Below are 22,913 nucleotides of genomic sequence, written 5' to 3'. Positions count from 1 at the left end.
AGGCAATTACGCGAATTTACGTACTTCACCTTCGCCGTCTACGTTAGACACACAACGACCACAGATCTTCTCGTGACCTTCAATTGTGCCTACGTCTGGCGTGTGGTGCCAACAACGGTCACACTTCTCGCCTTCAGCTGCTGCTACTTCTACAAACAAGCCTTCGATATCTGTGGCTTGTGCTGCATCCGTCTTCTCACCTAGAGGCTTAACTTTCGCCGCAGAGGTTAGTAGAACAAAGCGCAGTTCATCTTCAAGTTTGTTGATCTTCGCCGCTAGTGCGTCATCAGCAAACAGAGTCACTTCAGCTTGTAGTGCACCACCAATGGTTTTCTCTTTACGCGCATCTTCTAGAAGTTTGTTTACCGCACCACGAACCGCTTGGATCTCAGACCAGAATTCGTTGTTCAGCTCTTCACCTTCAGCAAGACCGAATAGACCGTCGAACCACTCACCAGTGAATACGAACTTGTCGCGTTGACCTGGCATTTCGTTCCAGATTTCATCTGCAGTGAACGACATGATTGGCGCCATCCAACGAACTAGCGCTTCTACGATGTAGTAAAGTGCAGTCTGACAGCTACGTTGAGCGTTGCCGCCACGTTTTGCTGTGTACTGACGGTCTTTAATTACGTCTAAGTAGAAAGAGCCCATTTCGATTGAACAGAATTGCATTAGACGCTGAGTTACACCGTGTGTGTTGTACTCTTCGTATGCTTTAACAATCTCTTCTTGTGCTGCTAGTGCACGACCAACCGCCCAGCGATCTAGCGCAACCATCTCTTCAACAGGAACGATGTCTGTTTCAGGGTTGAAGCCGCTCAAGTTAGCTAGGAAGAAACGCGCTGTGTTACGGATACGACGGTACGCATCTGCGCTGCGTTTTAGGATTTCATCAGAAACCGCAACTTCACCAGTGTAGTCTGTAGAAGCAACCCATAGACGAAGAATGTCAGCACCTAGCTTGTTGGTTACGTCTTTTGGCGCAACCACGTTACCGATAGATTTAGACATCTTACGACCCTGACCGTCAACCACGAAACCGTGTGTCAGTACTTGTTTGTAAGGTGCTTCGTCTTTCATCGCAATAGATGAAATTAAAGAAGATTGGAACCAACCGCGGTGTTGGTCAGAACCTTCTAGGTATAGGTCTGCACTGTTGCCGTTGTACTCTTCACGAGCATCAACAACAGAGAAGTGAGTGACACCTGAATCGAACCATACGTCTAGCGTATCTAGCACTTTTTCGTATTGGTCAGCGTCAGCACCTAGTAGTTCAGCGGCATCTACATCCCACCATGCTTGGATGCCTTTCTCTTCAACCAGCTTAGCGACTTTCTCGATCAGCTCTAGCGTGTTTGGATGAAGTTCTGCTGTTTCTTTATGAACAAACAGAGCAATTGGCACACCCCAAGTACGTTGACGAGAGATACACCACTCAGGGCGACCTTCGATCATACCTTCGATGCGGCTTTGACCCCACTCAGGCATCCACTCTACATTCTTGATTGACTCTAATGCTTTAGCACGTAGGCCAGCTTGGTCCATAGAAACGAACCATTGAGGTGTAGCACGGAAGATGATTGGGGTCTTATGACGCCAACAGTGTGGGTAGCTGTGCTCGTAAGCGTGGTGGTGTAGTAGTGCACCTTTTTCTTTCAGTACTTCTACTACTGCATCGTTCGCTTTAAATACGTGCTGACCAGCAAATAGCTCTGTATCTGGTAGGTAAACGCCGTTTGAACCAACTGGGTTTGCTACTTCTAGGTTGTACTTGTTACCAACCGCGAAGTCTTCTTGACCGTGGCCAGGTGCAGTGTGAACAACACCAGTACCTGAATCAGTCGTAACGTGATCACCAAGGATCGCCGGTACAGTGAAATCGTAGAATGGGTGTTGGAATTGAGAAAGCTCTAGATCCGCACCTTTAGCAAAGCCAAGGTTGTGGAAGTGCTCGATACCTGCACGGTCCATTACGTCTTTCGCCAGCTCAGCAGCAACGATGATACGCTCGGCGTTGTCGCCTTCTGTTTGGATAAGTACGTACTCTAGATCATCACGTAGACATACTGCGCGGTTTGCTGGCAGTGTCCAAGGTGTTGTTGTCCAGATAACGATAGATACGTCACCGTGACCTTCATGACCTTCTGTCAGTTCAAATTTAGATAGCAGTGCCGCTTCGTCAGCCGCTTTAAAACGAACGTCGATAGATGGCGATACTTTATCTTTGTATTCTACTTCCGCTTCAGCAAGAGCAGAACCACAGTCTGTACACCAGTGAACAGGTTTGAAACCTTTTAGCAGGTGACCATTGCTTGCGATCTTACCAAGAGCACGAATAATGTTCGCTTCAGTTGCGAAATCCATAGTGCGGTATGGCTTGTCCCACTCACCCATGATACCAAGGCGTTTGAAGCTCTCTTTCTGACCTTCAACCTGACCTGCTGCGTATTCACGACATTTCTCGCGGAATTCCGCTGCTGTCACTTTTTGGCCTGGCTTACCTACTTTCTTCTCTACCATTAATTCGATTGGTAGACCGTGGCAGTCCCAGCCTGGGATGTAAGGTGCGTCAAAACCTGAAAGTGTTTTGGATTTAATAATAATGTCTTTAAGAATCTTGTTTAGTGCGTGACCAATATGAATGTCACCATTTGCGTAAGGAGGGCCATCGTGCAATACGAATGACTTTTTGCCTTTCTTAGCTTTACGGATTTCACCGTAAAGATCTTCTTTGTACCAACGCTTAAGCATTTCTGGCTCACGATTGGCCAGGTTGCCGCGCATTGGAAACCCTGTTTCAGGTAAGTTCAGGGTATCTTTATACTCACTCATCGATTCTTAATTCCGTTATATTGGGCGAAAATTAGACATTATGTTGAACGGTGGAATAAACCGCTCAACGCTTAAGCTGACGCAGCCACACCCTTGCTGCTTCAGCATCCAATTCGATTTGTTGTTTAAGTGCTTCAAACGACTCAAACTTTTGCTCATCTCGAAGTTTATGCAAAAGTTCCACTTCTAGTTGCTTGCCATATAAATTGGCATGAAAGTCGAATAAGTGCACTTCTAACTGTTGGCGAACACCATTGACGGTTGGTCTTTGACCAATATTAGCAACACCACCAACTGGCTTATTTCCTAAGCCAAGCGCTTGAACAACATAGACTCCGGAAACCGGAGAAACACAGCGTTTCAAAGGAATATTTGCAGTAGGGAACCCAATGGTTCGACCTAGCTTTCTTCCGTGAGAAACACGACCGCTGATGCTGTAGTTTCTTCCCAGCATCTGTTGCGCGGAATGCAAATCGTCACGCGCCAGCGCTTGACGGATAGCCGTACTGCTGACACGTAATTGTTGTAAACAAAAGCTCTGGGTACTTACGACATCAAAGCCGTATTTTTCCCCTGCTTCCTGCAGCATTGCAAAGTTACCTGTACGGCCTTTGCCAAAGCAGAAATCATCACCAACGACAAGAAACTTAACACCCAAACGCTCGACCAACAAGTCACGGATAAACTCTTCCGCGGTTAAACTTGCAAAATGGCGATTGAAATTGACACACAGTAAGCGGTCAATATCGAGCTTACTCAATTGCACGAACTTATCGCGTAATCGCGTCAACCTTGCAGGTGCCTTGTCTTTGGCAAACAGCTCCATCGGCTGAGGTTCAAAGGTCATCACAACAGAAGGCAAGGATAGCCTGTCCGCTTGCTCAGACACTTGCTGCAATACTTGTTGATGGCCTTTATGGACACCATCGAAATTGCCAATAGTCAGCACACAACCATGATGTCGCGGGTTGATATTGTGAATGCCTCTAATCAGTTCCATTGGATACTGCTTTCTGCCTCTGTTTTACTTTACACTGTGTGAAACTGACGGATTATATACTAATCACCCTCAGTCTGTCCCAGCTTTTAGGTCTTTTAAACGCGCACCAGTTAAAAATAGAACCACTAGGTAAACTACGGCTCCTAAACCGATCAACATCCCTAGCACCGCGCTTCGGTGAGCAAAGCTCCAGCCCAGCCATACTGACATATCTTCCAGTTGCCATAAGATTGCCGCCACCATCGCCGCGCCAGCAATAGCTAAACGTATAATAAAGAAGACGGTTCGCTTAGTGATTTGGTATACCTCTGCGATGTGCAGGCCACGATACAGCAGTGCCATATTCACAAATGCCGATAGTGCCGTCGCGATAGCCAAGCCAACGTAGCCATAGAAGTACGCAAAAATTGCATTAAATACCATGTTGGTCACCATCGCAATGATGCCGTATTTCACTGGCGTTTTAGTGTCTTGACGCGAGTAATAACCCGGAGCGAGCACTTTAATCAGCATAAAGTTCAACAAGCCTGAAGCGTAAGCAAAGAGTGACAATGATGCTTGATGTACGTCTTGTGGCGAAAACTCACCTCGCATGAATAACACCATCAACATAGGTTTTGCCAGTACCATCAAACCAAGCATTGCAGGAAGGCCAAGTAAGATCACCATGCGCACCCCCCAGTCCATGGTTTGTGCGAATCCTTCATTTTGTGCGTCAACATGTTTGCGTGATAATGCTGGTAAAATCACCGTTGCAATAGCAATACCAAACAGACCTAACGGGAATTCCAACAAGCGATCTGAATAGTACAACCAACTGATCGAACCGGTTTGCAGAAAGCTGGCAATAAAAGTATCAAACAACAAATTGATTTGGCTTACCGACACACCGAACAAAGCAGGAATCATTAAGGTTCGGATCTTCACCACGCCCGGATCGCGCCAGCCCCATTTCGGCTTAACCATAACCCCCGCTTTAATAAGGAAAGGGATTTGAAATAAGAACTGAACCAAACCACCAAGGAAAACACCGATGGCAAGGCCAATCTCTGGCTGTGACATCTGCGGCGAGATAAACCATGCTGCCAAAATGATCATTACGTTGAGGAAGACGGGAGTAAACGAAGAAACCGCAAACTTACCTAGTGTATTGAGAATGGCTCCCGATAGGGCAACAAAAGTGATGAACCATAAATAAGGAAAGGTAATCTTGAGCATCACGCTAGCAAGTTCGAACTTCTCAGCCGCGGGACCACCATGCATCCAGTCTAGGAACCAACCAAAACCAAACAGTGCAGTCACCACTCCGGAACCTAGAACACCTAAGATGGTAACAATTGAGACTATCACCCCTAATGTACCCGCCGCACGAGCAATGAGCTCCCGAGTTTTATCCATGTCGCCTTGAGCATGGCTTTCCGTTAAAACAGGTACAAACGCTTGGGAAAAAGCACCTTCAGCAAACAAACGTCGTAAAAAATTAGGAATTTTATTGGCGAAGAAAAAGACGTCTGCGCTTGCTCCTGCCCCCATTAAATTTGCCACTACAACATCACGAACTAGGCCAAGAACGCGGGAAATAAATGTCATAGCACTGACGATCATGCCAGACTTGAGTAGTCGTTTACTCACTGTAACCTCGGAATATCACCATAAGACAGCTAACCCTATACTGTTTCTCTGACAGGTGCTGCAAATAGACGTCAAAAATCTATCCGCGGGTTGTAAGGAATAAGTGTGCCTTTCGCGGATAATTATTAGCATTGGTATAAAAATGCTGTTAGAATCCCCGCCATCTTAACCGCGATAACCTCTCTTACCAAAATTTGTTTTGGCTTAGATCGGTTTTTGCACAAATCATTTGACATTTAAGCGCAAATGAGGGATATTCCTCGCCCTTAAATTGTCACAGAACTAAGTTTTTGGGAGTTAGACCCTTGGCAAATAGTAAATCTGCTAAGAAGCGCGCTATCCAAGCTGAGAAACGTCGTCAGCACAATGCTAGCCGTCGCTCAATGATGCGTACTTACATGAAGAAAACTGTTGCTGCTATCGAAGCAGGCGACAAAGAAGCTGCAACTGCTGCATTCGCTGTAGTTACACCTATCCTAGACCGCATGGCAACTAAAGGCCTTATTCACAAGAATAAAGCAGCTCGCCATAAGTCTCGTTTCGCTGCACAAATCAAAGCTCTTTAATAGAGTCCTGATTTTACAGTGAAGAAAAAACCGACCTTGTGTCGGTTTTTTTATATCTACAAAGTTTTCTTAATAAAAAAAGCTGGCAATGCCAGCTTTTCTTTTTCTGAATGTCCCATTTAAAGACATCAGCTTACTCATTACCCATATAACGCTCAAACTAGAAAGCACTAATAAAACACTTGAGAACAAAGCAAATTGGTCGATGAGTAGTACCCTATCATCAAAAGTTTAACGCCACTCTCAAATATTCCAACAAGTTAGATTCACACTCTAAGATGAGCAGTATATTAGGACTATTTAATTAATGTTGAGCACTCTCAGCACAATAAAGACTATGCAGTGTTTTTATTAACGCTTTCACTTCATCACTCTTTAATGTGTAGTACACCGTCTGTGCTTCTTTCCTTGTCGTGACTAACTCATCACGGCGAAGCCAAGCAAGATGCTGAGATAATGCCGACTGGCTTAGCTCTAACTTTGCACACAGCTCTCCCACGGACAGCTCTTGGTTATGCAGCATACAAAGGATTTGTAGGCGTCTCTCGTTTGCCATCGCTTTGAGCAACACGACGGCTTTTGCGGAGTTCTGCTCCATTTCTTGTAGATTCATGTGTTGGACCTCTAGCTACAACTTACTTATTCCAACCCTGGCCAGCTTGTTGTGTTGCACTGATTTATATATCTAAGAAAATCAAGATACACTTCCAGAGTCTTCATTATTAGAACCTCTAATTTAGTTGTTAGTGATACACCAATATTATCCACCAAGGATTTTAATTGGTGCGCCATCAATAATTAATAGTTTTGCTCACTAAAACAAGTATCTTGCTTACTTAGATATTATTTAGAATTATATTTTTATTGATAGTAATCTATTTATTTACGCAACGATACGGGTTTACTCAAACATTTGACTGAAATCAGCATCACAAACATTTTTTACCGCGGGGTGTTGGATCATTCGTTCCGCAAAAATCACGTAGTACTCTTCTTTTAGCCCATCGACATGGCCAATTAGCTGTAAATTTCGGTCGTCTTCAATCTCCGACATGTATACGGTCGGTGCCAAGAAAATCACATCATCGTGGTACCGAGCAAAAGCTTTCATCAACGCAACATCATCAAACTCCCCCAGCACATTGGGTTGAAGACCTTGACGATCAAACCATTGAATAACTTTACGCCCCATAGCCGTTCGGCTCGCGGGAATCAGAAGTTTTTTTTGTTCCAAGATCTCAGGGAATCGCACATTTTCAATTTCAGAAGAAGCAAAAAAGCTCATGCTACTTTCACCTAACTTTTTGCTATAAAGGCCAGGACTTTGAGTAGAATCAACGGGACAATCCGAAAGGATCATATCTAGCTTGTGCTGAGAAAGGCGTTCAAGTAGCAGTTCGTGGGTCGATTCATAACAGCGTAAATGAATACTGTTATCTTCCGGGACGGTCGTCATCAGTACTTTACTGACCAAGCGTTTAGATAATGCATCGGCTACACCAACTTCAAATAGAATGTTCGAGTGCTGGCTGTAATTGACGATATCTAACATCTCATAGCTCAAACCGAACATCCGGTCGGCGTACTTAAACACAAGCTGACCTAACTCAGTGGGCTCAACTGTACGACCATTGCGCTTGGTTAACTTTCCTTTCATGCGCTCTTCAAGCGCTTTAATCTGTCCTGTCACGGTTTGCGGTGTCAGGAAGAGCGCGTCAGCCGCCTTAGTTACAGAGCCCTGTTTGCACACCATCCAGAAATAATAGAGATGGTTGTAGTTTAGATGTGACATGATCGAGTCCCGAAAAGAAAGTGATACTTTTTATACCAAATGTGACAGAGACAAACAATAAACTCGACAAAACCATACAATACCTTACAAAAGCATAAGTTTTACCGAAAGTATAAAGTCAACACTGTCATAAAAGTTGAACTGAGGCGCATTTTCTCTACAAAAAAAACGCAAAAACCAAACAAAACTAAATCAAAATTTAACCATTAAAATCAACAAGTTAAAAATTAATTTTCTTCCTCTTTTACGCCATTATCAAAAAGAACAATAAAAATCTCTCACAGCAAGAAATCTGTAATATTACTGAAATATTTGTTCTCTAACATCGCCCGCAGATTCAACTACAGACCGAAAAATGAACTGAAAGGTCAACGGAGAAAATTATGATGAACCAAGCTACTTCAACAGTGGCACCAATTTCGAGCACAGCTCGTTGGTTACGCTGGGCTAACTTGGCATTCATGTTATATCTGCTTCTTCTAGCAGTATCTATGGTTGGTAGTGGCTTTAAATGGGCAACTGGCGATCAAGCTAAGGTGCTATTTGAATTTGCCGCACACCCAGTTGCAGGTCTAATGATCGGCTTGGTGGCAACAGCCTTAATTCAGTCTTCAAGTACTGTAACGTCTATTATTGTAGGCTTGGTTGCAGGTGGCTTACCTGTAGAAACCGCTATCCCTATGGTGATGGGTGCTAACATTGGTACCACAGTGACCAATACGCTTGTGTCTCTTGGCCACGTGCGCTGTAAAGAAGAGTTCAAACGTGCATTTGCAAGTGCAACCATTCATGACTTCTTCAACTTGCTTGCTGTCGCTATTTTCCTTCCGTTGGAAATGATGTTCGGCATTTTAGAGAAAGTTTCTCACTGGCTTGTTTCTCCACTGCTTGCTACTGGTGATATGAGCATTAAAGGCTTCAACTTTATTAAACCAATTACAAAGCCAGTCGTAGGCGCAATTAAAGAGCCACTTTCTACCTTCGGTGATACTGTTGGCGGCGTCATGCTTATTGCTTTGGGTATTGCGACTATCTTCGTTGCAATCACAGTGATGGGTAAATTGATGAAGAGCCTAATGGTTGGTCGCGCACGTGAAATTTTGAAAAACGCCATCGGTCGTGGTCCTATTCACGGCATCGTATCAGGCTCAATCGTGACCGTTCTAGTACAATCTTCCTCAACCACGACAAGTTTAATGGTTCCGTTGGTTGGTACTGGCGTGTTGAAAGTACGAGATATCTACCCTTTCACTCTGGGTGCTAACATTGGTACTTGTATTACGGCACTACTAGCAGCGACAGCGGTATCTGGAGAGTTCGCAGTATTCGCACTACAAATCGCTCTAGTCCACTTAGTATTTAACATCATGGCGACGCTGTTTATCTTTGGAATTCCATTCCTACGTGAGATTCCGGTTAAAGGCGCTGAGATGATTTCTGAAATGGCTATTAAGAATAAAGCAGTTGTTGGTGGTTACCTAATGTCAGTATTCGTTATTCTACCAGGTGCAATTCTAGCCCTAACAACGTAACAACAACGACATACCATCGCTTATTGTTTAGGCTCCACATCGTGGAGCCTTTTTTATGATAATTAAACTGTTCAAATCGATTGTCCGGTGATAATTTGAGCCACATCAGCATGCTTATGCTGAGCTATCTCATTTGGAGTCGACAACATGACGCAGCTTAATGACGCTATTTCTGATCAGCTACTCGCAATAGACGAAAACCTAACCCAACTGGTTGCTGATATTGATATCCTCAGTAGCGTGAATCCTCTTAATTATGCTCAAGAAAGAGAACGTTTCATTAAAAACAAATATTCTCAAGAGCCTAATTTTCAATATTCAATTACTAACGTAGATACCCACAGCGCAAAGCGACGTCTATATGAGCTACCTCTAGAAAACATTCAAGACACCCAACTGCAGAGGCTGTACGCGGATGTAATTCAGTCTTATGCAGATAAACTGGATCAAGTGAATACCATAGGTACGCAAGAGTTTCTTTATAACTCCTTACGCTATTATGGGGAACCGAGCGCCAAAGATATTGCCAACGCCCATTTCATATTGCACCTTCCTACAGAAGAAGAAAAAGAACCTCAGCACGATAGCCGTGCAATAGCACGTTTCATGCAAAATTTTGCTCAACGCAATGGGTATGAATGTGAAATACAGGTGTTGGACGGGATGTTAGCAAACGCACTAGTTTCAGGATCTAGAGTCAAAATTAACCACGCGGCGTACATCACCACTGATGAGCTGGAGGCTCTTGCACATCATGAAATGGGAGTACATCTCCTAACTACGCTTAACGGTCGTCAACAACCGCTAAAAGTCCTGAGCTTAGGTTGTCCTGCCAATACCAACACTCAAGAAGGGCTGGCTATATTATGTGAGTATCTGTCAGGACATTTCAGTATCAAGCGCCTAAGAACCTTAGCCTTACGAGTTCTGGCAGTAGAGTCGATGATCAAGGATCGCGATTTCCGCCATACGTTCATGCTATTAAAAGAACAGTATAAAGCTTCTGATCTTCAAGCATTTACAACGACTGCCCGAGTCTATCGAGGTGGAGGTTTAACGAAGGATTACTTGTATCTTAGAGGATTCCGAGAGGTGCTCAATGCCTATGATAGATTGGGCGATGACTTTTCACTATTGTTGTGCGGGAAAACAGAGCTGAAGTACTTTGAGCTTATCCGTTCATTAGTGAGTAAAGAAATATTCACTCAACCTAAGTTTATTAGCCCGGCACTGTCCACACCGATGCAGACCAACCCAATTCACCGTTATATTGTCAGTGCACTAAAATAATACCTTCTAAGTACAAAAAAGAAAAAAGCTCCATTCGGAGCTTTTTCTATATCTTGAAGAACGATACTCGTTACACTGAGAATGGGTAACGAATAGGATCGTGATGCTCGTACCCTTCAACCCAAAAGTCATCCAGTGTGACCCATGTTTCCAAATCTTCTAGAGATTTAATCTCTGGGTTGATATGGAACGTCGGCGCTTTTAATGGCTCACGTTTCAACTGAACATCGCGCATCAGTTCAAGCTGATCTTCATAAATGTGAGCATTCACAATCTTATGAAATGCCTGACCAGGTTTCTTGCCCGTAATTTGCGCCATAATCACCAAGAACACGTAAACTTGAACCATATTGAAGTTTAAGCCAAGCGGTACATCACACGAACGCTGAGTACTATTCAGGTAAAGAGTATCATCCAGCAATGAAAAATGGTGACTGTACATACAAGGACGCAAGCACCCCATGTAGAACTCACCCGGATTGTAGAAGTTCAAGATTTCACCGCGGTCATCAACACCACGCGTTAAGTCATCCACTATCTTACGTAGCTGGTCAACATGACCACCATCAGGTTTCGCCCAGGCGCGCCCTTGAACCCCATAGACACGGCCCATGTCGTCTTCACCTTTACGGTATGGGTTATTCAACCAGGCATCATTTAGGTTGGCATTGGCATCCCAGGTTTTCGTGCCCAGCTTACGAAAATCTTCCGCATTATCGTAACCACGAATATACCCTAATAGTTCTGCAACGGCCGCTTTCCAAAAACTTTTACGTGTGGTGACCAACGGAAATTGATTGTTCGCAACATCGTAGGTTAAATCCGCGTTGATTACGGTCAGGCAGCGCTTGCCTGTACGCTCATTTTCAACCCAAACACCTTGGTCAACGATGCGTTGACACAAATCTAAATACTGTTTCACACCAATACCTTACTTCGTCTTTTGTGGTAATTCGTCTTTGTAATGACCACGTTTGTATGCCCAAACCATCATGAGGACACCGATAACCACCATTGGCAGGGATAAAATCTGTCCCATGGAAATAAAGCCACCGAATAAACCCAAATGAGCGTCTGGTTCGCGCACGTATTCTACTAGGAAACGGAAGGTTCCGTAACCCGCAAGAAAGAGTCCTGAAACAGAACCTAGAGGACGAGGTTTCTTGATGAACCAATTCAAAATGAAGAAAAGGACGATACCTTCAAGCGCCATTTCATAAAGTTGCGATGGATGACGTGGCAGTGGACCGCCATTTGGGAAAACGATCGCCCAAGGCACATCCGTTACTCGGCCCCACAACTCGCTGTTCATGAAGTTACCTAAACGCCCCATACCCAAACCAAATGGCACAAGCGGCGCGATAAAGTCAGCAACACCGAAGAAAGTTCGCCCGTTTTTGTGTGCATACCAGAACATCGCGGTAATCACACCCAGTAAGCCCCCGTGGAAAGACATACCACCGGTCCACACTTTAAATAGATACAAAGGGTCAGCCAGGAAGAGCTCAAAATTGTAGAAAAGCACGTAGCCTACACGGCCACCAATCACCACGCCAAGGAAGCCTGCGAACAACAAATCAGAAACCTGCTCTCGTGTCCAACCACTTCCAGGCTTATCCGCACGTCGGTTCGCTAACCATAGAGCAAACATAAAGCCCACAAGGTACATCAAACCGTACCAACGAACCGAAACAGGACCAATAGAGATTAAAACCGGATCAATATTGGGAAATTCAATATATCCCTGAGACATAAATCATTCTCTTCTTATCACAACAAAATAAATATACCCAAGTAACCTCTAGATGCTTGGTTCAGCGAGAATGACTTGGGTACAAACTTAGAGCAGCATGGTCGCTGCAACAAACATTAAGAACACCGCGAATATCTTTTTTAATACCGCAGTTGGAAGGTTAGTTGCCAGCTTCGCACCCACTTTTGTTGTGAGCATCGAGGCCATAGCAATCGCTAATAAAGCGGGAAGATAAACATAGCCAATACTGTATGAAGGTAAGCCTTCCACTTTATAGCCATGTAAGATGAAGCCGATCATACCAGAAATGGCAATCACGCAACCACAAACGGAGGATGAGCCCACCGCTTTACGCATCTCTATCCCATGTTTATTTAAAAATGGTACCGACAGTGAGCCACCACCAATACCAGCAAGGCTTGATACGACACCAATTCCCGTGCCGTAAACTACAGTCACAGGGCTGCTCGGCATAGGTTTACTGCTCGTAACTTTAATGGAACGAAACATTTGTACTGACAGGCAAAGAACAATGACACCAAACACTTTCGGCAAATAGTGTGTAGGGATCCACTCAGCAATATTGGCACCAACAAAGCCACCAATGACCACACCAGGCATCAACCATTTTACGACAAACATATCGACATTGCCGAGCTTAAGGTGATTCATCGCCGATGAGCCAGACGTGACAATAATACTCGCTAACGAAGTGGCTAAGGCCATGTGCATACTCATTTCTGGAGAGATCCCAGCAAGAGGAAGCAAATACAACAAGGCAGGAACAACAATCAAACCACCACCGATACCGAGTAACCCCGCCATCACACCCACAAAAGCGCCTAGCGCCAACAATAACAAAAATAAAGAGACGGTCACGATTTCCTACTTTTTACCTGCACGGATAAAGCCCGCAAAGCCCTGTTGAATGAAGAAGTCATGCATCATTTGATGAATGTCCTCCCCATAGGACTTTGTCATTGCTTGCTCCGCTAATTTTTCTAATTCTTCTTGTTGACTATGACGAATCAAATATTTCACCTTAGCCACGTTGGAGGTGTTCATACTCAAACTGGTATACCCTAACCCAAGTAAGAGAAGAGCGCCAAATGGATCACCCGCTAGCTCACCACAAATACACACGGGCACCTGATATTTATCACACACCTCATGGATTTGCTTAAGCGCTAACAGTACCGCAGGATGCATAGATTCATAGACATCCGCTACGCGCGAATTGTTCCTATCTACCGCTAATAAATACTGAGTTAAATCGTTTGTCCCGACAGAAACAAAATCAACACGGTGAGCAATCGTTGGCAACAGATACACCATCGATGGTACTTCAATCATGACCCCAATTTGTGGGAATTGAATTCTATCATCAAGCAAAACGGCTTCGCTGTGAGCTTGATTAATCAAGCTAATGGCATCGTCTAGCTCTTTTACCCCTGACACCATTGGCAATAAGATACTTAAGTTTCCGCTTTCTGCACTCGCTCTTAACATTGCACGCAGCTGGATCAAGAAAATGTCTGGATGATCCAATGTAAAACGAATGCCACGCCAGCCTAGAAACGGATTATCTTCTTCGATGGGCAAATACGGCAAAGGTTTGTCACCACCAATATCCAAAGTACGCATCACTACTCGTTGATTCGGATAGCTGTTAAGTATTGCTTGGTATTGATGATACTGCTCATCTTCCGAAGGAAAGTGATGCTGAAGTAAAAATGCAATCTCAGTTCGGTACAACCCAACACCATCAACACCTGTGTTGATGGCAATATTACTGTCTGCACTGAGTCCCGCATTCAGCATAATTTCGATATGGTGATTATCTTGCGTAACCGCAGGGAGTGCGAGGTCCTTGTTTACCATGGCAAACAGTTCAGACTCTTCGCTTACTAAGCTGCGATACTCTCGCAACAACTGGCGGTTTGGCTCTAAGAAGATCTCACCCGTATAGCCGTCGACTATCCCGAGTTTGCCATTCACCACATCCGGATTAATGTTGGCGCCCATGACTGCAGGGACCCCAAGAGCTCGAGATAAAATGGCAGCGTGAGAGTTTGCGCCTCCCTCTAATGATACGACGGCTAACAAAAACTCTTTAGGTACAGAAGCGAGCAAGGTGGCAGTGAGTTCGTTCGCCACCAAAATAATGGGACGATCAATTGCAGAATTTTCTTGCTCACTGTTGTGCAGAAAATAGAGCAGCCTTTGCCCTAACTCTCGGATATCTTGCGCTCTTTCACGCATGTATACATCCGACATTCTTGCAAATCGATTCGAGTATGACTCTACAACTTGGCGTAACGCCCAGTCTGCCCTATCTCCTTTTTCAATCTGCTTCTTCAAATCACCGCGAAGCATCGGATCATTCAGTAAGTGAGTAAACAGATCGAAGATCGCCAGCGCATCTTTGTTGATTTCACTGTCCAGCTTTTTCCGCATACGGCGAAAGTCATTTAACGCTCGCTCTATGGCCACCAGTAATGTCTCGTGCTCGCGTTCCTTATCTAACGTGGACGAAGGGAAAACATCCGATAAACTCGGCTGGGTATTGTCGAACCAAAACTCTCCAATCGCGACACCAGTAGACGCAGGCAAACCTTTTAATACCGTGGGTTTAGATGCTAACTGCCAATGCCCAAGATTCTGCGCATGTGCAATGAGCACCGCTAACTGAGCGGATAAGGTAACAAGAAACGATTCTTCCATTTCACTAAACAAGCGCGGCGTTTTTTGTTGGATCACCAACACACCTAAAACTTGTTTACGATGAATGATTGGAGTAGCTAAAAAAGAGTGGTAAATCTGTTCGCCGAGTTGAGGAAAGAATTTGAACTCGGGGTGTTTTGAGGCTTCGGCAAGGTTAAGGGGTTCAGCGCTTCGTTTTACCAACCCAACCAAGCCTTCATTGAAGTTGATATGAATACTATCACCTTCAAAAATAAGGCCTTGAGTTGCCATTAACTCAAGGCGCTGCATTTCTTCATTAGCAAGATAGATAGTACAGCACTCAGTACTAAGGGCAGCACAAGTCTCTTTCACCAATATATCGAGTGCCAGATGCACATCATCGACCCTGGAGACTTTCTCAACTATTTCCCTTAGCTGACTGAGCATGATTATCCTCTACGTTGCTTTTTTCTTTTCCCTTTCGCTTTTCTCTCTCGAAAAGGCATGGCTAAGGATGCAAATTCTTTCATCGCTCGTCGATAAACATCTCGCTTGAAAGAAACAACTTGCCTAACTGGATACCAGTAACTTACCCAGCGCCAACCATCAAATTCAGGGGATTTTCCGCGTTGCATATTAATGCGAGACTCATCGCATTCTAATCTCAGCAGAAACCATTTCTGTTTTTGGCCGATACAAACAGGCTTGGAGTCCCAACGCACCAATCGCTTTGGTAGCTTATATCTTAACCAATGACGACTTGTTGCAATGATCTTAACGTCTTTTTTCGTTAAACCGACTTCTTCGTATAACTCCCTGAACATGGCTTGTTCAGGGGTTTCACCTTCGTCAATCCCACCTTGTGGAAATTGCCATGAGTGTTGCCCGTATCGTTTAGCCCAGAAGACCTGACCATGGTTATTACATATCACAATACCAACATTAAGTCGGTAACCATCGCCATCTATCACTGGCTAACCTCTATGAATAAATTTTTTATTACCGTGATTTTTCCACATATCCCCATTACTAGCAAACTTACTGATGTGATATGAGCAAGATTTATTACCTTTTCACCATTTTTGGATATCTTTTAATCAAACCATACCTTATCAACACAAGAGTGAGACATTGCCCACATTTATTCACCTTTTCTGTGAATAACTTTGTGAAGAATTCAATTCAAATGAGTAATTCAGTTCAATCCCATCAAAAGCAAAACAGATGAAGAAACAAAAAAACAAACATAAAACATTGATAAAAAAGTATTTATTTTTAAAAACAACGATAATTCGATCTTCAGTTTCTTGATGATCTTTTCACCAAACTCAGATCGGTCAAAGATCCACCAACAGGCTATTTATCCACACTCACCTGCTATTCGTTTAGATGATTACAACAAAATCAACCCCAAAAATGCATTTTAACCCCTGTTTATTCATACAGACCCCGCCAGGATCTTATCAATACCTCCTCCACCTGTGGATAAGTTATGAATTGATCGTTCTTACACCGCCTCGGTGAAATCTTAAACAGTAGATTTGGTCGGAGTTTGATAAACTATATTTTTTGTAATACCACCTTGTAACTATGAAACCAGAACCACAAACAGAAGCAGAGCTATTGGAACGAGCGCATGATATGGCAGGACTCTGTTTTGCTGAGTTGGCCGCCGAGGCGAATATGATTGTTCCTGAAAACTTAAAACGTGATAAAGGTTGGGTGGGTCAATTACTCGAATGGCACTTGGGCGCTCCAGCTGGCAGTAAACCTCAACAAGATTTCGCAAAACTAGGGATCGAGTTGAAAAGTATTCCGATCAGTTACTCTGGCAAACCTTTAGAAACAACCTTTGTTTCTGTGGCGCCCCTCACTGGTGTTCATGGTCTTACATGGGAAACAAGTCATGTTCGAAACAAGCTATCTCGTGTCCTTTGGGTACCCGTAGAAGGAGAACGAGAAATCCCACTCCCTGAAAGACGTGTGGGCAGTCCACTCATTTGGTCACCAGATGAAGAAGAAGAACGGATTTTGCGAAATGACTGGGAAGAGTTAATGGAGATGATCGTCTTGGGAAGATTTGATCAAATTTCCGCCAGACACGGAGAAGCGCTGCATCTTCGCCCTAAAGCCGCAAATGCAAAAGCGCTCACCGAAGCATATAACTCAAATGGTAAGCCGATGAAAACTCTGCCCCGAGGCTTTTACCTTAGAACACAGTTTACTGAACAGATCTTACTCAAGCACTACATTAACACTCAACCAGAATAAAACTATATCAGCTATTTAGTGCGTCACGAGCGATAACTCAATATCGCAGTATGAGGCTGCCTCTTCAGTGCCACATTCGTCATACGCATTGCGCAGCCTTAAATACGCTTTATCGACCCCTAGCCTCAATAGTTCTTCTTTTACTAAGTCTAGAGAGCCAAAATGTATCGGGTCTTCACCGTCTTTAATCGGCTCAAGTTGATGCTTGTACTCCACAGCTAAAAGATAGTCAGAGACATCAGAACACCCAATCACAAATACTTTGGGAGTTTTATAAGTATCTTTATGTGGACCATGTAGCCACATGTCCAATTGATGCTTCTGCATAACATACCTCCTTCACACGATCATTTAAGTGTAGTTAGGCTAACTGTAGCTTTCGAGTTTGCTCTTCCTTTATACGTAAATCATTTGCGATTGCGGCTACAAATCCCCTATATTGGAGTCACTTATTTAGTCGGTAACTCTTCAAGGACGTGATATGCAATACACAAAACTACCGCACTCATCACTTGAGATCAGTAAAATCTGCCTCGGCACTATGACGTTTGGCGAGCAAAACACAGAAAAGGACGCCTTTGAACAGCTCGACTTTGCCCTCGATCATGGGGTGAACTTCATCGATACCGCAGAGATGTACCCTGTACCGCCAAACTCGGAAACACAAGGGCTCACCGAGCAATACATCGGTAATTGGTTAGCAAAAAGCGGCAAAAGAGAGAAAGTAGTACTGGCAACAAAAGTGGCAGGCCCTCGCAATGTTCCTCACATCAGAGACAACATGAGCCTTAATCGTCGCCACATCCATACAGCAATTGATGACAGCCTTAATCGTCTACAAACCGATTATGTCGATTTGTACCAACTACATTGGCCGCAGCGTCAAACCAACTGCTTTGGTCAACTCAACTACCCATACCCTGACAAACAAGAAGAAGTCACGTTAATTGAAACGTTGGAAGCGCTTACTGAATTAGTGAATGCAGGTAAAGTGCGCTATATCGGCGTATCCAACGAGACGCCGTGGGGTGTGATGTCGCTATTGCGTTTGGCAGAAAAACACGATTTGCCAAGAATTGTCTCCATTCAAAACCCATATAACTTATTGAACCGCAGCTTCGAAGTTGGCTTGTCTGAAATCAGCCATTACGAAGGCGTTCAGTTACTTGCCTACTCTCCTTTGGCATTTGGCTGCCTGAGTGGTAAATACCTAAACGGGGCAAAACCTGAAGGCGCTCGATGCACTAAGTGGGAGCGTTTTGCGCGCTACTTCACTCCGCAAGGTGTTAAAGCGACCGAAGCTTACGTCAATTTAGCTCAAGAGCATGGTCTAAACCCTGCACAAATGGCGCTCGCGTTTGTCAATCAGCGTCCATTTGTTGCTTCTAACATTATCGGAGCAACAAACCTAGACCAATTAAAAGCCAATATCGACAGTATTGATTTGCAACTTAGCGACGAACTACTTACTGAAATTCAAGCAATAGGTACAACTTACTCGAATCCTTGCCCTTAACAGTACCACCTTCAAACGAAAACAGCTGATCTTCAAGATCAGCTGTTTATCCAATGAAGTCATACTTCATATAAAAAGTTAAGCGTGTTGAATGACTCGTTAGCAACTCAGTCAGCCCAACACGCTAACGATTACGTCATTATTCGCGACGTTAAGACTCGACGAAGGTGACGAACTCGACGTTCAACTTTTACTGCATCCGGAACATTGGCACGTGTAGAACGACCATCGCGATCTAAACCAATATCCCTCAATAGATGAACATTCGTCCATGGAATATCATGAGCAGTTCGGCGTATGGTACGCTGCCATTGCTTTTCTTCGCGTTTAAGGTCTGCTTTCAATAGCAAAGTGGCCAATTGTAAGTAAATAGAGTGACGCATAATATTTTCTCCGATTATCGATGTATTCGACTGGGAAAAATAGTGCGTAAAATGAACAGAAATATTCTGTTGATACTAAGCCGCTACTTTCCCGCAGCCTAGTAATAAATATGATAGGTTACGGATTAATTTTTATCTTGTGAGCCAGTGGTATTGGTATCATCCGATTTAAGGGTTATCGGAGCGATAGGCATACGATCAGCGCAAGCAGTGGTGTTAACAACGTAATGTTTCATCTTGCGCCTCCTAGCTAAAAATTAATCCGTTTATGAAAGGTATAACTCATTGAGTTACGGTTAAATTGTAAGCTTTGATGAATATATATCAAACATTTTTTGCCTTTTTGATTAAAAACAAATCAATACACCGCAATTTAGTTTCATATACTTTTATGTATAACATATTCACCTGAGGAATATATAAATTTGCGGATTTTATAAATCAAACCAAACAAAAATAAAAAGAGCGGCTCTGTGGCCACTCTCTTTTATTGTATTTATTCGCCTATTTAACACAGGGAAAGGCCAACTACATGGCTTGTTCGGAAATCAAGTTATGTTTATTAAGTAGTCGATACATGGTTGCACGCGAAACTCCGAGCTCTTTCGCCGCATTTGAAACTTGACCAGAATGAGATTCCAAAACAACCAGCAACGCATCACGTTCACTCTTCTCTCGGATTGATTTCAAGCTGCGCTTTGAGTCATTACGTTGAGGTAAATCTAAGTGATGATCTTCAATCATTACGCTGTCGGACATTAATACCGCTCGCTTCACTTGGTTCATCAGCTCACGCACATTTCCAGGCCAGAAATAACGTGTCAGTGCCTTGAATGCATCCTCAGAAAAGCTTTTTGCTTGCGAGTTGTACTCTTTTGAGAACTCTTGTAAGTAGAAACGAGCCAGCAATGCGATGTCACTCGCACGTTCTTTCAAGCTAGGGACATTGATGCGCAGAACGTTGATGTAATGGTAAAGCTCTTCATTGAAGTCACCGTCAATCAAAGCTTTTTCAACATCCGACGAGTTAGCAGCAAGAATACGCACGTTAACCGCTTTTACGCCATCTTTGGTATCAATGGTGCCTTCTTGCAAGAATCTCAGCAGATTCATTTGCTGCTCTTTTGAAATGGTAAGAATGTCATTAAACAACACGGTGCCACCATCTGCTTGTTCAAGCAGGCATGCTTCCATATCTTCATCGGCGTTAATACCAAATACTTCAGCTTGGAAACGTTGTTCATTGAGTGCGCGACAGTTAATTGCCATAAACGGTTTATGAGAGCGTGAAGAGACTTTATGGATGGCCCTAGCAACCGCCTCTTTACCAGTCCCACTTTCCCCAGAAATCAGAATGCTGACGTCCGTTGGACCAATGCGCTTCACTTGATCGCGTAAACGTTTCATCGGGATAGATTCACCGATCAAACCCATATCTAAACTGCTACCAAAACTAGGCCAAACTTTTTTCTCCAATTTAAGCATGCCAAGCTGGTGACCTATTGTGCTTAATAACTGTGCATCTGGGATCGGCGCTGTGAAAAAATCGATACAAAAGTTAACAATGAACTGGCATATGGTGTCAGTGCCAAGCTGAGATTCACGAATAAACGCTAACCAACGTACGTGTTTGTGAGAGCTGACTAAGTTCGCCAAACCATTCAAGCTGAACTCGTCATGGCTGAGATCAACAATACCGATACATGGACCAATATCTTCTAACAGCGTATTAGCTTTGCGTAAGTCACCTACTTGATGACACTTCCAGCCCACTTGCTCCAGTACCGATAACCAAGGCTCATAAGTACCGCCAACTACCACAAGCGATCCCGGGATGGAATCCATCTTAAACTGCCCAGCCATTCTCTAACCCTTTTTCATTGTTAATAGAAATTTTGTGCCACAAACTTATCTTTGCGAGCGGGTAACATTATCGAGACTCCGCCCCCTCACGTCTGTCTCAGTATTAAGACTATGCAATAGATTGAGATTTGGCGAATGTTTATTTGCATATCCCATTAAAAGGCAAGTGCAACAACTTGAATTACCTTAACTAAAAGGCAAAAAAAAACCACCCGAAGGTGGTTTTTTTACTCATCCTATCGCATTACGCTTGCGGGCGCATTGCAGGGAATAAGATCACGTCACGGATAGTGTGCGTGTTAGTCAGTAGCATAACCAAACGGTCGATACCGATACCTTGGCCTGCTGTTGGCGGTAGGCCGTGCTCTAGAGCAGTGATGTAGTCTGCATCGTAGAACATTGCTTCGTCGTCACCAGACTCTTTCGCTTCAACCTGTGCTTTAAAGCGTGCATCTTGGTCTTCAGCATCGTTAAGCTCTGAGAAACCGTTCGCTACTTCACGGCCACCGATAAAGAACTCAAAGCGGTCTGTAAAGAACGGGTTATCATCGCTACGACGAGCCAACGGAGAAATATCTGCTGGGTAACCAGTGATGAACGTAGGCTGCATTAGCTTAGGTTCTGCTGTTTCACCAAAGATCTCTTCAAGAAGCTGACCGCATGTCCAGAAAGGTTCTACTTCAACGTGAACAGATTTCGCGATAGAAACCATTAGATCACGGTTTTGTAGGTCTTCTTCTGTTAGCGCTTGGATTTGCGCGTGGTCTGGGTTGTAGTGCTTGATTGCTTCGAACATGCTCATACGAGTGTAAGTACCACCAAACTCAACCGTTTCATCACCGTAAGGCATTGACGTTGAACCTAGAACTTCTTGCGCCACTGAGCTTAGTAGTTCTTCAGTTAGGTCCATCAGATCTTTGTAGTCTGCGTACGCCATGTAGAATTCCATCATTGTGAATTCTGGGTTGTGGCGTGGAGAAAGGCCTTCGTTACGGAAGTTACGGTTGATTTCGAATACGCGATCAAAACCACCAACAACTAGACGCTTCAGGTATAGCTCTGGCGCGATACGTAGGTACATTGGCATGTCTAGTGCGTTGTGGTGCGTGATGAATGGACGCGCACTCGCACCGCCAGGGATAACGTGCATCATTGGCGTTTCAACTTCCATGAACTGCTTAGAGATCATGAAGTTGCGGATTGCAGACATTACTTTAGAACGTACTACGAACGCTTGACGAGAGTCTTCGTTAACGATCAGGTCAACGTAACGTTGGCGGTAACGCATCTCTTGGTCAGTTAGACCGTGGAACTTTTCTGGAAGTGGACGTAGTGCTTTGGTTAGCAACTCGTACTCTTCCATGTTCACGTATAGGTCACCCTTACCAGACTTATGAAGTGCACCTTTAACACCGATGATGTCACCGATATCTAGACCTTGGTATTTTTCTTTAAGTACTTTTTGAACCGCTTTGTCAGCATAAGCTTGGATACGGCCAGAAGTTTCTTGAATTACCAAGAATGGACCACGTTTAGCCATGATACGGCCAGCGATTGCTACTACGTGGTTAAGCTCTTCTAGCTCTTCCTTCGTCTTTTCACCGAACTCTTTCTGAAGGTCGCCCGCTAGTGCGTCACGACGGAAGTCGTTTGGATGGCCGTTCGCTTTGCAGCTCTTTCGGATTGCATCCAGTTTAGCGCGGCGTTCAGCAATCAGCTTATTTTCTTCTAGTACAGTTTCGTTTTGAACAGCATCAGTCATTTTCGATGTATCCTGTTTTTGTCGGTGAAAAGC

The 22,913-nt window shown here is 44.0% G+C and carries 19 protein-coding genes; 5 read left to right on the top strand and 14 right to left on the bottom strand.

The annotated features are described in order from the left end of the window. Positions 1 to 6: 6 nt before the first annotated feature. From ileS to murJ, 3 genes are all read right to left on the bottom strand, one after another. Positions 7 to 2,835: an isoleucine--tRNA ligase gene (gene ileS, locus MTF70_RS14680; protein WP_017821497.1), complete on the bottom strand. Its 2,829-nt coding sequence runs from the start codon at positions 2,833 to 2,835 to the stop codon at positions 7 to 9. Between the two features lie 64 nt (positions 2,836 to 2,899). Continuing rightward, positions 2,900 to 3,835, bottom strand: coding sequence for a bifunctional riboflavin kinase/FAD synthetase (gene ribF, locus MTF70_RS14675; protein WP_005381933.1), 936 nt, complete (start codon positions 3,833 to 3,835; stop codon positions 2,900 to 2,902). Between the two features lie 69 nt (positions 3,836 to 3,904). Next, the gene (gene murJ / locus MTF70_RS14670; RefSeq protein WP_005381936.1) at positions 3,905 to 5,467 is read right to left on the bottom strand and encodes a murein biosynthesis integral membrane protein MurJ; all 1,563 of its coding nucleotides are present in this window, start codon (positions 5,465 to 5,467) and stop codon (positions 3,905 to 3,907) included. A 305-nt stretch (positions 5,468 to 5,772) separates the two neighbouring features. Between murJ and rpsT the strand changes: the two genes are divergently transcribed. Continuing rightward, positions 5,773 to 6,033 carry a 30S ribosomal protein S20 gene (gene rpsT, locus MTF70_RS14665; RefSeq protein WP_005381938.1) on the top strand — a complete coding sequence of 87 codons (261 nt, stop codon included), beginning with the start codon at positions 5,773 to 5,775 and terminating at the stop codon, positions 6,031 to 6,033. Positions 6,034 to 6,337: 304 nt separating this feature from the next. Here the strand turns inward: rpsT and MTF70_RS14660 are convergent, their stop codons facing one another. Further along, positions 6,338 to 6,646, bottom strand: a complete 309-nt coding sequence (locus MTF70_RS14660; RefSeq protein ID WP_005381940.1) for a metalloregulator ArsR/SmtB family transcription factor — start codon at positions 6,644 to 6,646, stop codon at positions 6,338 to 6,340. 288 nt (positions 6,647 to 6,934) lie between these two features. Continuing rightward, positions 6,935 to 7,825, bottom strand: a complete 891-nt coding sequence (gene nhaR / locus MTF70_RS14655; protein WP_005381942.1) for a transcriptional activator NhaR — start codon at positions 7,823 to 7,825, stop codon at positions 6,935 to 6,937. Positions 7,826 to 8,211: 386 nt separating this feature from the next. Here nhaR and MTF70_RS14650 point away from each other — a divergent pair, with 386 nt between their 5' ends. Further along, a complete protein-coding gene (locus MTF70_RS14650) occupies positions 8,212 to 9,357 on the top strand; it encodes a Na/Pi symporter (RefSeq protein ID WP_025768431.1) in 1,146 nt (381 codons plus the stop codon). 147 nt (positions 9,358 to 9,504) lie between these two features. Next, positions 9,505 to 10,647 carry a flavohemoglobin expression-modulating QEGLA motif protein gene (locus MTF70_RS14645; RefSeq protein WP_025768430.1) on the top strand — a complete coding sequence of 381 codons (1,143 nt, stop codon included), beginning with the start codon at positions 9,505 to 9,507 and terminating at the stop codon, positions 10,645 to 10,647. Positions 10,648 to 10,717: 70 nt separating this feature from the next. Here the strand turns inward: MTF70_RS14645 and MTF70_RS14640 are convergent, their stop codons facing one another. The 5 genes from MTF70_RS14640 to rppH form a co-directional block, all read right to left on the bottom strand. Then, on the bottom strand, positions 10,718 to 11,569 hold the full coding sequence (locus MTF70_RS14640; RefSeq protein ID WP_136976981.1) for a thymidylate synthase: 852 nt from the start codon (positions 11,567 to 11,569) through the stop codon (positions 10,718 to 10,720). Positions 11,570 to 11,578: 9 nt separating this feature from the next. Beyond that, positions 11,579 to 12,400 carry a prolipoprotein diacylglyceryl transferase gene (gene lgt / locus MTF70_RS14635; RefSeq protein ID WP_005381948.1) on the bottom strand — a complete coding sequence of 274 codons (822 nt, stop codon included), beginning with the start codon at positions 12,398 to 12,400 and terminating at the stop codon, positions 11,579 to 11,581. Between the two features lie 87 nt (positions 12,401 to 12,487). Further along, on the bottom strand, positions 12,488 to 13,279 hold the full coding sequence (locus MTF70_RS14630; protein ID WP_005385965.1) for a sulfite exporter TauE/SafE family protein: 792 nt from the start codon (positions 13,277 to 13,279) through the stop codon (positions 12,488 to 12,490). A gap of 6 nt (positions 13,280 to 13,285) precedes the next feature. Next, positions 13,286 to 15,532 carry a phosphoenolpyruvate--protein phosphotransferase gene (gene ptsP, locus MTF70_RS14625; protein WP_005385966.1) on the bottom strand — a complete coding sequence of 749 codons (2,247 nt, stop codon included), beginning with the start codon at positions 15,530 to 15,532 and terminating at the stop codon, positions 13,286 to 13,288. A gap of 2 nt (positions 15,533 to 15,534) precedes the next feature. Continuing rightward, a complete protein-coding gene (gene rppH, locus MTF70_RS14620; protein WP_005381953.1) occupies positions 15,535 to 16,056 on the bottom strand; it encodes an RNA pyrophosphohydrolase in 522 nt (173 codons plus the stop codon). A 619-nt stretch (positions 16,057 to 16,675) separates the two neighbouring features. Between rppH and mutH the strand changes: the two genes are divergently transcribed. Then, positions 16,676 to 17,356, top strand: coding sequence for a DNA mismatch repair endonuclease MutH (mutH, locus tag MTF70_RS14615; RefSeq protein ID WP_005385968.1), 681 nt, complete (start codon positions 16,676 to 16,678; stop codon positions 17,354 to 17,356). A 15-nt stretch (positions 17,357 to 17,371) separates the two neighbouring features. On the opposite strand, the gene MTF70_RS14610 is transcribed toward mutH, so the two are convergent. Continuing rightward, a complete protein-coding gene (locus MTF70_RS14610) occupies positions 17,372 to 17,683 on the bottom strand; it encodes a DUF6482 family protein (RefSeq protein WP_005381772.1) in 312 nt (103 codons plus the stop codon). A gap of 154 nt (positions 17,684 to 17,837) precedes the next feature. On the opposite strand from MTF70_RS14610, the gene MTF70_RS14605 reads away from it, so the two are divergent. After that, the gene (locus MTF70_RS14605) at positions 17,838 to 18,872 is read left to right on the top strand and encodes an NADP(H)-dependent aldo-keto reductase (protein ID WP_005381774.1); all 1,035 of its coding nucleotides are present in this window, start codon (positions 17,838 to 17,840) and stop codon (positions 18,870 to 18,872) included. 131 nt (positions 18,873 to 19,003) lie between these two features. On the opposite strand, the gene MTF70_RS14600 is transcribed toward MTF70_RS14605, so the two are convergent. The 3 genes from MTF70_RS14600 to lysS all read right to left on the bottom strand — a co-directional run bounded on the left by MTF70_RS14600 (position 19,004) and on the right by lysS (position 22,880). Then, on the bottom strand, positions 19,004 to 19,255 hold the full coding sequence (locus MTF70_RS14600) for a hypothetical protein (RefSeq protein ID WP_005381776.1): 252 nt from the start codon (positions 19,253 to 19,255) through the stop codon (positions 19,004 to 19,006). Between the two features lie 528 nt (positions 19,256 to 19,783). Continuing rightward, the gene (gene vpsR, locus MTF70_RS14595) at positions 19,784 to 21,118 is read right to left on the bottom strand and encodes a cyclic-di-GMP-binding transcriptional regulator VpsR (protein WP_005385970.1); all 1,335 of its coding nucleotides are present in this window, start codon (positions 21,116 to 21,118) and stop codon (positions 19,784 to 19,786) included. A 244-nt stretch (positions 21,119 to 21,362) separates the two neighbouring features. After that, positions 21,363 to 22,880 carry a lysine--tRNA ligase gene (gene lysS, locus MTF70_RS14590; RefSeq protein WP_005382861.1) on the bottom strand — a complete coding sequence of 506 codons (1,518 nt, stop codon included), beginning with the start codon at positions 22,878 to 22,880 and terminating at the stop codon, positions 21,363 to 21,365. Between the last annotated feature and the right edge of the window lie 33 nt (positions 22,881 to 22,913).

The sequence above is a fragment of the Vibrio sp. 2CM40D genome (genome assembly GCF_023161825.1).
Classification (GTDB): domain Bacteria; phylum Pseudomonadota; class Gammaproteobacteria; order Enterobacterales; family Vibrionaceae; genus Vibrio; species Vibrio alginolyticus.
Note: the sequence above shows the minus strand (reverse complement) of the source record. Positions and strands in the feature narration are given on the sequence as shown.